Below are 12,090 nucleotides of genomic sequence, written 5' to 3'. Positions count from 1 at the left end.
AAAAAAGAGAGCTAGATGAGGCAATCAAAAAAACATGTTTTGAGCATGGTATCGAAATAATAGGCGTCTCAGGAGATCGTGAGTTAGTCGATCTCATTAATTCAAATCGCTTCGCTAAATTTTATTCTGCTTTGCCTTATCATTTGCACGAGATAAAAACCGATAAATTAGATTTTATCATGACCGTACATGGACTACGAGAGATTGAGTGCGGTTATGATCCTGTTCAATGGCATTATCGTGACGGTATTATCTCCAAGGTAAAACTCGCAGTGAAACGCGTATTATATAGAGAGAGAGAATGGAAATTTTACTATAATAGATTTGAACGATTATTGAGCAAGTCGAGAATAAAAGTAATTACTGTTTCGGAGCACAGTAAACATTCGATGTTGTGCTTTTATCCCTACCTGAAAGGCGACGATATCTATGTGTCCCCGGCTCCATGCCCGTTTGGTAAAGGGCAACCACTTCTGGGAGATAGATATACGCATCTAACTTCCTTTGGCGGAAGTTATTTTCTTTTAGTCAGTGCCAATCGGTGGATGAAAAATAACTATCGTGCGATTAAGGCTCTGGACCATTTCTATACAAAAAATAAAAACTGCGAGATTGTGACGTTTGTTCTTGGTAAAAATAAACCTCATAGTGATATACAAAACAAAGATAAATTTGTTTTTATAGACTATGTTGATTCAGAGTCATTGGACTGGTTTTATAAAAATGCTTATGCATTTATCTATCCTAGCTTAAATGAAGGATATGGATACCCGCCACTACAAGCAATGCAATACGGAACCCCTGTTATAGCGTCTGCTGTTTCCAGTATTCCTGAAGTCTGTAAAGATAGTGTGCTTTATTTTAATCCCACAAATATTGATGAAATAGAGAATAGAATATCACAGATCTATTATAATAAAGAGCTATATAGACATCTTGCGGTTTCAGGAGATAAGAATGCTTCGGAAGTAAAGCTACTTCAGCAGCAAAAATGGGACAAACTGCTTGCGGTGATATTTGGTTATGACGGTCCTTTAAATTGAAAGAGGGTACAGTGAAAAAAATTCTTTTTATAATGCCGATACTTGGGTTATCTGGTGCGGATAGAGTTATTTATACTCTCTTAAACAATATTGATAGAGGAAGGTTTAAGCCTTATCTTCTTCTGTATAAGAATGATAGCAAAAAAAATGTTTTGGTTAAAGAGTTGGAAAAAGATGTTGTTGTTGAATATATTAATGTAACAGGAAGAGCAAGGTACGCACTTCCAAAAATTTTATTTGGTATTAGAAAAACATGTAAGAAACATGATATAGATTCAGTTTTTATTAGCTCAGGAACTTCAAACGCAACCTTGTCACCTTTTCTTTCATATTTTGGACGTGGAATTAGAAAGATAGCTCGGGAATCTAACTTGCCAAGCTTTTTTGAAAAGAATTTCATTGCAAAACTGTTATACAAAACCTGCTATAAAAATTATGACGTGATCGTAGCCCAAAGTGATGACATGGTTAATGATCTCGTTGAAAAAATGGATATACCAAAAAGTAAACTTGTTAAGATAAATAACCCCTTGGATTATAAACGTATAAAGACACTAAGTTTAAAAGCAAGCGACTATGAGTTACCAAAGGAGCGGGTCAATCTGTTGACGATTGGCCGGTTAACGTATCAGAAAGGCTATGACCAATTACTTAACGCTTTCAGTCGGTTGGAGAAAGGTGTTTACCATTTAACGATCGTCGGTGAAGGAGAGGATGATGCAATGTTGAAAAAGCTTCATACAAATTTAGGATTGGAAGATAGCGTGACTTTTATAGAGTCAACGGAAAATCCATATGCGCTGTTAAGAGCTGCGGATATTTTTGTGTCTAGCTCTCGCTGGGAAGGTTATCCTAACGTTGTGATCGAAGCGATTGCTTGTGGGACACCAGTGTTGGCAAATGCATATCCCGGTGGAATAAATGAAATTATAAATGAAGGCAATGGAGTTATTTGCGATATAAATACAGAAATGGAGTGTGCACTAAGCAAGGCTCTATCGATAGATAATGTTTCTTTTGATAAATCTGTTATCGATGATATTTTAATAAAATACGAATCTATACTGTAAACTAAATTATTCTTTTAAAATGAATGAAGTCGTAGTTTAATTTATAATATGGTTCGTAGGATTTACTCTAGTTTCTCTCAAGGTAAAAAATGAAACGATTTACTGTTCTCGATAGTTTCCGGGGCATATGTGCACTATGTGTTGTTCTTCATCATTTCAATATTACCGGAAGCATAACTGAGTGGCCGCTGTTCAGAAATGCAACCTATATGGTTGAGTTTTTCTTCGTCTTAAGTGGTTTCGTGCTGACCCATGCGTATAGTAAAACTGAGTTTCATTTTTCTAACTTGCGCGCTTTTGCTATTAATCGCACGTTTCGCATTTTCCCTCTCCATTTGATGATGTTGCTTGTCTTTATTATACTTGAATGCGCAAAATATGTAGCACAATCCAACGGTATTGCCTTTAATAAACCCGCATTCAGCGGTGTTAATGCACCAGATCAAATTATACCTAATTTATTTTTATTGCAGGCATGGTTACCTTCTAAAGAAATACTATCATTTAATTATCCGTCTTGGAGCATTAGTGTTGAATATTATCTCTATGCGGTTTTTGCAGTTGTTCTATTTTTATTGTATAAGAGAAAAAATGTACTGACCTCTGCGTTCTTCGCCATTTCATTCTTTGCTTTCTATGGATTAGCTTTACCTGTATTTCCTTCTATAAAAAGTGAGGCTCTCTATGGAATCGCTTGTTTTTTTGGTGGTTCGGTTACTTATTTTATTTATGAGGTCTATAAACCGAAGGAATGCAATAAATTATTATTTACTTTGATGGAAGTTGCTACGTTACTTCTATGCTATTACTCAGTCACACAGCAGTATGGTTATAAAAGTATAATCACGAGCTTTTCATTTTTCCTCACTATTTATGTATTTTCATTCGAGATGGGATGGGGGTCATTTATTTTACGGAAATCTATTTTTGAGTATTTAGGTAAGATTTCATTCTCAGTTTACATGACTCACGCTGCGGTTATCTTCATTTCAATTAGTTTGGCCATGGCATGCGAAAAAATTTTTGGTTTGCGTTTTACTTACTCCGTATTCACTAAGTCTGAAAGTACGTTACGTTACATGGATTTTGGATCATGGTTTTACAACAACTTCATAGTTATGATAATAATCGCCATTGTTATTACTGTTTCACATTTTACTTATAAGATTATTGAAGTAAAATCAATATCTGCGGGCAAAAGAATCATGAAAAAAGAAGAAGTGATAAACAATAAAATTTAGATAAGACGAACTTTATTTATGGTATTCACAATGAAATTATTCGGATTGAAACGTATTCCAATTATACTCCTTCTCCTTTTTTTGGCTCTGTGCTTTTTTTCAGGCGTTATCGGTGTTGTTTCTGCAATGCTAGATTTCCCTGTGCTTAAAGTTTGGAAGGAAGCATTTATTGTTTTACTTTTTATTGTTGCTCTTTGTTTTTCTAAGGGAAAAGTTAGCAGTAAGATAGTTATCCCCGTCGTGTTGTTAATGATGATAGGGGTATTTTCCATATATTCAATGTTGGATATTGTGTCCAGCCATACTTTTATAATATTCTATCAACTAAAGTTTGATATTGTTCCTTTGATATTCATTGTTACAGTTCTGCTGATCTTCGCTAAAATGAGCAAAGAAGAACTACTTAGTTTTAGTGTGAAATTCGTTAGGATGACACTCTTTTTGGGGGCTTTAAATGCAATTGCTGTTATTCTTCAACAGTTATTCCCGGATTCATTTATGGGCCTCTTAGGTTTAGATGCTGGCCAGTGGGGAAGTGATGCTGGTGTCCGCCTCAACTCGACGGAGGGTAATATTCGAGCAATTGGGTTACAGTTGTCATTTACCATGTCGGGTGTGTTAATGCTTTTTTGTCTAATTTTATCCGTTGAATGCAGACATTTTTTAAAGAGCAGACTACTTAGAGTTGGTTTTTTCCTTTTATTTTTCGTGGCGATTTTTTGCACAACTTATAAGACTGCTGTTATTGGTCTAATGGTTTATTTCTTTGTTAAGTTCTTCGAAGGATTTCTTCCCTCAATTTCCAAAGTGGCTATATTCATAATTGGAAGCGTTTTAGTTTTATTATTCGTATATTCCACTCATAATTATGCAGTTTATGATAGTGTTCGTGTTTATAATCAAACTGCGGCATATAATTCTATCTACTTGCGTGTTCTGGAACATCATAAAATAATTGCATCTTTAGATTCATTGGAGAAAATTCTTTTTGGCGCAGGGCTTGGTATTAATGGAACATTTGGGTTGGATAAATCTCAATACGGGATTAATGCAATCCCAACAGATAGTGCCTATATTTATTTGGTTAGTAATTATGGCTATGTAGGTTTTTTGACTTATTTATTTATTCTTATATATATACAATTCAAATTATTTTCCATAAAAGATTGTGACATTTTTGGTGCAAGACATTTGATTTTTTTCACTCTAGCCATTGAGTTATTCTACAATCTGGGATTGGGTAATTTCCCTAATAATATGTTTTTAGTTGTTTTTGTGGCCATTCCTTTTGTTCTTAAAAAGAAAGGGTGTACTCGGGAAGATATTTCCATTTATAGTTATAAATAATGATTGTAATATAATGAGAGATGTTATGATTTATATTAATGCAAGGTTCCTTACTCAAGATGTGACGGGAGTGCAACGGTTTGCCGAACAAATTTGCATGGAGTTGGTTGAGCTGCGGAGTGATATTGTTCTCTTGGCACCTAGGGATATAAAAAGAGCTACATTGCCCGCCAGTTTTAATGTGAGATTCATCGGAAAAAAAAGTGGACATTACTGGGAACAAATAGAGTTGCCACGCTATTTGAAATCTCTAGGCTCTCCTCTGCTTCTTAATCTATGCAGTACTGCCCCTGCCTTCTACAATAATCAGATTGTAACACATCATGATGTGACCTATAAAAGGTATAAAAAAAGCTTTTCTCTAAAGTTTAGAGCTTTATATTCGGTGCTAGTGCCTTTGATGCTAAGAAATAGTAAAGCTCTTATTACTGTTAGTAATTTCTCGAAGTCTGAGATTCTTGATTATTTCTCTTATGTTAAAGAGAACGTATATATAGTTTATAACGCCGTAGGGCAAGAGTTTTCACCTGGGATGCTAGAAGAGAATGACAAAGATAAATATATATTGGCGGTGTCATCTCCTAACTACCATAAAAACTTTCATGGTATGTTGGAATCTTTCTCTTTGGTCAAGCGGCAGCATGGTGGGAATGTAAAGTTGAAGGTGATTGGTAAATCTTCTGCTAGTTTTTCCTCTCAAGATTTCTCTAAAAATCTAGTAAATGATGATGTTATTTTTCTTGGGAGAATAGAGGATGAAAAGTTAATCTCACTCTATCAAAATGCAATTGCTTTTGTTTTTCCTTCTTTCTATGAAGGGTTTGGCATCCCTCCCTTGGAAGCTCAAGCTTGTGGATGCCCCGTTATCTCATCAAACAAGGCTTCTATGCCAGAAGTATTAAATGAAAGTGTAATTTATTTTGATCCATATAATATAAATGAAATGGCTGACGCAATGGCAAAAGTGATATCCGACGAAGAAACGAGATCTAAGCTAATAAGTTCCGGATTTGATAACGTAAAAAAATATTCTTGGAAAAAATCCGCTCAAAGCGTATGTGATATAATTAATAGCATAAATTCAGCGAGAGAGTAAATATGAAGATCTTTCATGCGGCTGAAACAATCAAAGGTGGTGTGGCTACTGTTATGCGATTGATTGCATCAGATCACGTTATCAACCCCAAAGTAAGTGAAGTTTATTGTTTGGTTCCAGAAAATCAGAAAGATGAAATCAAACATCTGCCGGCCAGTGCTGTATTAACTTTTGAAAGAACAGGGCGTAATCTCAGGTCTTTTGTCTCTTTTATTAGTCACTTTGTCAAAAATATTCGCCAAACCAAACCTGATATTGTTCACCTTCATAGTACTTTTGCTGGGGTTTTAGGGCGATTAGTTTTAATAGTAATGTATCCTATATATAGACCAAGAGTAATTTATTGCCCGCACGCCTTTTCTTTCTTAATGGAAGGTAGCCACCTAAAGAAATTATTTTATAGAACGATTGAACGAGTTCTATTACCGATTACTGATGCTGTGATTTGTGTTAGCGTCTATGAAAAAAATGCGGCTATAGCAAATGGATTGAAGGAGGAAAAGCTGCATGTTGTTTACAATGGGGTTCCTGCTCCAGCCTCAATGGATTCTCTTAAGAATCCATATCAAATATCAGGGGTTATTAATTTACTATTTGTTGGTCGCTTAGATTATCAGAAAGGATTTGATATCCTTATCAAAATGATGAGTAATCTAGATTCTAAACCTTATCATTTGACTATTATTGGTGGGGCTGTACATGGTGACAATTTATATACCGAATTGCCACAGACAACTTATACTGGTTGGTTATCCTCAGATGAAATATCCCCTTATTTTGCGTACGCCGATGTTTTAATTATTCCAAGCCGCTGGGAAGGTTTTGCGATGGTTCCATTGGAAGCAATGAGCTATGGGACACCTGTTATTTCAAGTAATTGTACTTCTTTTCCTGAAATGATTTTCCCGGGAGTTAATGGTGAGCTATTTGACCTAGCTCATCATGAAAAGTTATCTTCTATTGTAGTTAGCAAGACAAAAGAGGAATGGGCTATTATGGGGAAACAAGCTAAATCTATTTTTCTCGAAAACTTTAAAGTTGATAAAATGGTCGAGCAAACTATGAGTGTTTATAAGCATGTATTGAAATAATACCTAGAAGCCTAGCCCTATCCTATTCTTTTAGTAATTGTCATCTATTTCTTGACGTATTCCATGTGTCTCCATTATCTAAGATGGATGTTTTTTAATTATTTTCTTATGGTAACCTTATGGAAATGAAACATACATACCGCAGTGGCGGTGTAGCAAAGGTTTCACTTGCACTTTCCGATCTTTTTTTCTTTAACTTCGCTTTTTATCTTACTTATATTATCCTTGATGGTTATTTTGGTGGAGCGGGTAAGTTTATTCTTGAGGGGCAACTTTCAACACGAATATTAGCTCAGGTTATTATTTCGTTGGTTTGCGTGGCTTGGTTTTGGGTGCGTTTGAGGCATTATACCTATAGAAAACCATTTTGGTTTGAACTTAAGGAAATTATACGGACGCTATTGATTTTTGCTGTATTAGATTTAGCGTTTGTAGCATTTTCTAAATGGAATTTTTCTCGTTCTGTGTGGTTTTTATCGTGGGTATTGATCATCTGTATGGTTCCTCTTGGTCGATTCTTGACAAAAAGACTACTAGACAAATTTGGCTACTGGAAAAAACAAACGATTATTATCGGTTCTAAGAAAAATGCCTTTGAAGCCTATGCTGCTTTGCAGAGTGAGGTTATTCTTGGATTTGATGTCTCTGCATTTGTATGTATCGACGAGCCTTGCAAAGATAATTATTTTGGTGTCCCTGTAATTAATTCTGAAGATAAACTCTGGACTGTTGTTGATGTTCAAAATACTCAGTTCATTGTAGCGTTAGAGTTTGAGCAGCATGCATTGCGGGATCGTTGGTTAAAAAATTTGGCAAAACATAATTGTCGTTCGGTGTCTGTTATTCCTACATTACGTGGAGTTCCTCTTTATGGAACCGATATGTCATTTATCTTTAGCCATGAAGTGATGATATTGAGGGTTAGCAATAACCTAGCGAAGAGAACATCTAGATTGACTAAAAGAATATTTGACATATTTGGTTCGCTTGCAATTATGATCATTCTTTCTCCGGTTCTTGCTTTTCTCGCTTATATGGTTTCACGAGATGGAGGCAAACCTATTTATGGGCATGAAAGAGTGGGGCATAACGGGAAAAAATTCAAATGTCTTAAATTCCGTTCAATGGTAACTAACTCTAAAGAGGTTCTTGATGAGCTTCTCAATAGTGATGTTGATGCTAGAGCTGAATGGGAACGTGACTTTAAGTTAAAAAATGATCCTCGCATTACCAAAATTGGTGCTTTTATCAGGAAAACTAGCTTGGATGAATTGCCTCAATTGTGGAATGTTTTTATTGGGGAAATGAGCTTAGTCGGACCTCGTCCGATCATTGAAGATGAGCTAGCGCGCTATGCTGGGGATGTGGACTATTATTATATGGCTAAGCCTGGAATGACTGGGTTATGGCAAGTAAGTGGGCGTAACGATATTGATTACGATACACGGGTTTATTTTGATGCTTGGTATGTTAAGAACTGGGCCCTTTGGAATGATATTGTTATTCTCTTTAAAACTATCTCGGTTGTTTTAAAGAGAGATGGTGCTTATTGATTTTTAAGTAGTAGATATTCCAGCTGTATTAATCAGGCCATCTGTCAAAAAGATGGCTTTGTGACACAAGGCTAAATGAAGTAGGTGATTCTGTAAGCACATCCGGTTTAGTTCCACGCGCTTTTTGAGATTTCCGAATTTTCAGCCATCTGCCAACACTCTTCCGGCGTCAGGTTATCAGGGATTCATGAGGCCGTTCGCTGTTGTATTTCGTCAGCCTGCGCTCTGTGATTTCCGTGCCTCGTTCAACAAATTGAAATCAAGTATTTCTGACTGGTACGTTTGGGTGAACGGTTCGATGAAGGCATTCTGCGTCGGTTTACATGGTTTAATAATCTCCAGAATTCCTCCATATTATCCGGCCTGCTGTGACAGCGCTAGTGAGACCAGTTCTGGTTCGTTACCCATCTGTATTTTAAGCGGGTAGCCGCGGTTTGCCACGCCCCGCTCCAGTACCCGGACGACACGCTGAGCCGGGATATTCAGGTTGATTTCTATCGCCATCGCTTCACGATTAAAATTATCCACCATATTAAAGGTCCGAAAAGTCCAGCCACAGACCAACACATCATGTATACAATCAACGACCAGCTTTGGTTAGACGCTTCTGGCGTTGCCAGTGGTGTCGGGTTACGTACCGGCGGAAGTTTCCCCCTGCGACGAAAACTCAGTTTCTGCAGGCAGTAAATTCGGTGAACACGTTTATGGCTCCAGCTGCTGTCCTGTCTGCACAGCAACAGTAACAACTTCTTAAAACCGCATCGCGGATAACGTTCTGCCAGTACAGTCAACGTGAGGATCTCGGTTCATCACGCCCGGTATCGGGTTGATAAAAATACAGCGTCCTGCTCAGGGATAATGTCCCGAATGCCTGGCGGATGCTCATGGCAAATTGTGCCGCTAGATAATTGACGGGCACCCGCTTCATCACTGGTTTAAAGATTTTTTCGAAAATGTCTTTCGGGGCCCGACATTCAAGACTGAGATCGGAAAACATCTGTTTGAGTCGCCGGTTTTCGTCCTCAAGATCCTTCATTTTTTGATAGTAGAAGCTTCCATCCCGCCATACTTTGCTTCAGACATTCCCGCTTCGCGGCATACATCGTTGGCGGTACGTCCTGCTTCGACAGACTTAAAAACGGTAATGATCTGGCATTCGGTAAATCGGGCTTTGCACATGGTGATCTTCTCAGGGGAGATAATCACTATGTTGGAATATTTCTAAAAATGAATGGTTCGTTTTATCGGGATACTTACAGAACAAGCAAGGTGTTGGCAGAAGGATGTGAGAATGAATTAACGACAAGGAACTCCAAAACAGGAGGCAAAGGTTAGCATTCATAGTGGCGGCAGTTTTGAAGGGTTAGGGTGTGTTTTGGAGAATAAAAACCTTAACATTCTGACTGCCGTTTTCTATTGGTTCATGCTAAGTTCCGTTGAACCAATTTTAAGGCCCCCTTTGGGGGCTGTAATATAAAGGCTTTTCATGCCAGTGCATGTCCTCAACTTAAGTCATCACTTTTAATTAGATATCCTGAGAGTTGGAGTTCCATTTTTTTTCTCGATTATGGTGTTATTTTTTTTATCTTCGATCAATAACGGTGTTACGTCTGAAGTTTTTTTGTCTTTTGCAAGGCCTGCTATTCTGTTAATAAGGTTGGTTTCTTTTTCTTCGGGCTTATTATCCCATGTGATGACGGCTTTTTCTTCTCCGTTACTTAGCTGTATGCTATTTTCCCCTTTGATTGATTGTTTGTAATGCACGACCTGAAATTTTTCGACATAATTGGATATCTTTTTAAGATAAGTTGCGGCTGGTTTAGGGGATAAATTCTGTGAAATGAATCCAAATCTATGCTCGCGGTTTCTATCATTTGCCCCATCGTCAATCAAGTCATACCACCATATCCCTTTAATGTAATCTCGTGACTTGGCTAATAATGTGTATTTAATGACATTTTGAGCAGCTAGGTTGCCTGATATTCCACCGTCACCAATATGTGTTGGGAACCCCATTTCTGTAATATAGATAGGGATTGTGCGTCCAGTTTTTTTTCTTAATTTATCTTCAAAAATATCTATCCCCGCCAAATTACCTTCAGGTTTTCTCATCTCATTATCTGGATTGCGATAAGAATACGGATGGACTGAAATAGCATCTACATAATGCATTAAGTCCATATCCAGCAATTTATCCAACCAGGCATTATCTTTTTCTTTCAATGGGTTTAACGAACCCGTCATCACGATAGCATCAGGATCCGCTTTTTTTATTGCCAGAGCAGTTTTCTTAACGAGCTCAAAGAAAACAGTTTCAGATGGCGGATTTTTTGCTCCTCTGACTCCTGTCCCAACTAACCACTCATTCCATATTTCATAGTATTTTACTTTTCCCTTGAACCTTTTAGCTGTCCAATATGCGTAATTGGCGAAAGCATCTATTGCTGCTTCACTTTGAGGGTATCCTCCTTTGTCATAAAGTGGATTTGTATAGGCTAAAACCAACATGGAACTTAACCCGAAATTTTTTTCACTTTGCGCAAATACTGCGTCGACTTTTCCTAAGTTCCCGATGAGAGAGTATTTCCCTTGAGGTCCTTCTACCTGCGCCCAAGGATAATCCTCTCTTATTGATGTGAAGCCATACTCTTTTGCCAGGTTAAGATAGTAATCACCCGTGTTGGGGTAGTGTCGTACGTGCATGTTGATACCCACTTCAAAAGCATGGGTACTTGTCCCGCAGAGTAAACCGAACGCTGTTATCATCGCTTTTTTCGCTAGGCTGCGAAGTAACTGTCTATGGTTCATATTATCCCCTTTTTGCTAATAATTGCAGATTCTTATGTTGGTAAAAGATGAATGCTTAGAATATTAATGCGAATGGCTTTCCCAAACTTATCAGCCACTTATCCTATATTGCTTGATATTGCGTTATACGTATATAGGAATAATTTTATTTTTATAGATTATCTTGCTGTTTTTTTGTGATAAAAATTAAATTTCATTTGAAATTATTTCGGTGTTTACTTTTCTGCTTGATGCCTCGTCCTACCGTCTGATTTGACACGGTTGCCTTGACAAATATCAATTCCTTTTCTTTTCTTTAGGTGCAGTAGAGTTTTTTTATTCTTTATTACTACTTGTACTGACATCTTCCGTTGGTCAGTGTCGTAATATTTTGATTGTAAAATCATGCATCCAAGGGGGATGTTATGGCTTCTCTAGTGTCACAATACGAATCGGCATCAATCTACTATGCTGTTTTAGGTAAGAGTGCATCCACATCTACTATTGACTATTTTGCGCAGCAACTCCAGTTGGGAAATAAAACCGATCTGCAATTTATCAATGGGTTGATAGCATCTGCTGATGGTGTTGCCCGTTTCGGAGCAAAAACGCCTGCTGAAGTTATTCAAACTATTTATACTAATGTTCATGGAGTTGCGCCTTCCACTGAGGTTGTCAACGCCTTGTTGGCTACAGGAAACAGTGTTGGTGTTATTGTTCAAAGTATAATCAATGACCTATCCAATTACGCTGGAAACGACAGTGCCACACTGTCACAGCAGAGCTTTTTCGATGGAAAAATAAAATCGGCACTTTTCCCATCATCAGTACCCGCTTCTGCTGGTACAGGGGCTTCTGATGT

Annotated in this window: 8 protein-coding genes and 2 pseudogenes; 8 read left to right on the top strand and 2 right to left on the bottom strand. The window is 37.4% G+C overall.

The window, feature by feature from the left end; all coding sequences use genetic code 11:
• From QMZ29_RS13365 to wbaP, 7 genes are all read left to right on the top strand, one after another.
• Positions 1-1,043 (top strand): glycosyltransferase (locus QMZ29_RS13365; protein WP_283225780.1); only part of this gene is annotated, 1,043 nt, incomplete at its 5' end.
• 11 nt (positions 1,044-1,054) lie between these two features.
• Positions 1,055-2,113 (top strand): glycosyltransferase, encoded by a 1,059-nt coding sequence (locus QMZ29_RS13360; RefSeq protein ID WP_238476082.1) that lies wholly within the window; start codon positions 1,055-1,057, stop codon positions 2,111-2,113.
• A gap of 89 nt (positions 2,114-2,202) precedes the next feature.
• Complete coding sequence (locus QMZ29_RS13355) at positions 2,203-3,354, top strand: acyltransferase family protein (protein WP_147823004.1); 1,152 nt, start codon at positions 2,203-2,205, stop codon at positions 3,352-3,354.
• Positions 3,355-3,384: 30 nt separating this feature from the next.
• Complete coding sequence (locus QMZ29_RS13350) at positions 3,385-4,701, top strand: hypothetical protein (RefSeq protein ID WP_147823005.1); 1,317 nt, start codon at positions 3,385-3,387, stop codon at positions 4,699-4,701.
• 25 nt (positions 4,702-4,726) lie between these two features.
• On the top strand, positions 4,727-5,797 hold the full coding sequence (locus tag QMZ29_RS13345) for a glycosyltransferase family 4 protein (protein WP_261423826.1): 1,071 nt from the start codon (positions 4,727-4,729) through the stop codon (positions 5,795-5,797).
• A 2-nt stretch (positions 5,798-5,799) separates the two neighbouring features.
• Positions 5,800-6,888, top strand: coding sequence for a glycosyltransferase (locus tag QMZ29_RS13340; protein WP_147823007.1), 1,089 nt, complete (start codon positions 5,800-5,802; stop codon positions 6,886-6,888).
• Positions 6,889-7,007: 119 nt separating this feature from the next.
• Complete coding sequence (gene wbaP, locus QMZ29_RS13335; RefSeq protein ID WP_261423818.1) at positions 7,008-8,441, top strand: undecaprenyl-phosphate galactose phosphotransferase WbaP; 1,434 nt, start codon at positions 7,008-7,010, stop codon at positions 8,439-8,441.
• 107 nt (positions 8,442-8,548) lie between these two features.
• On the opposite strand, the pseudogene QMZ29_RS13330 reads toward wbaP, so the two are convergent.
• Positions 8,549-9,620, bottom strand: a pseudogene (locus QMZ29_RS13330) (integrase core domain-containing protein).
• A 342-nt stretch (positions 9,621-9,962) separates the two neighbouring features.
• A complete protein-coding gene (locus QMZ29_RS13325; protein WP_282994078.1) occupies positions 9,963-11,249 on the bottom strand; it encodes a cellulase family glycosylhydrolase in 1,287 nt (428 codons plus the stop codon).
• 404 nt (positions 11,250-11,653) lie between these two features.
• Here QMZ29_RS13325 and QMZ29_RS13320 point away from each other — a divergent pair.
• Positions 11,654-12,090 (top strand): annotated as a pseudogene (locus QMZ29_RS13320) (DUF4214 domain-containing protein); the annotation flags it as partial.

It is taken from the genome of Serratia sp. PF-27 (assembly GCF_030053255.1).
Classification (GTDB): Bacteria; Pseudomonadota; Gammaproteobacteria; order Enterobacterales; family Enterobacteriaceae; genus Serratia; species Serratia bockelmannii.
The sequence above is the reverse complement of the archived record's forward strand: the minus strand, read 5'-3'. Positions and strand labels throughout refer to the sequence as shown.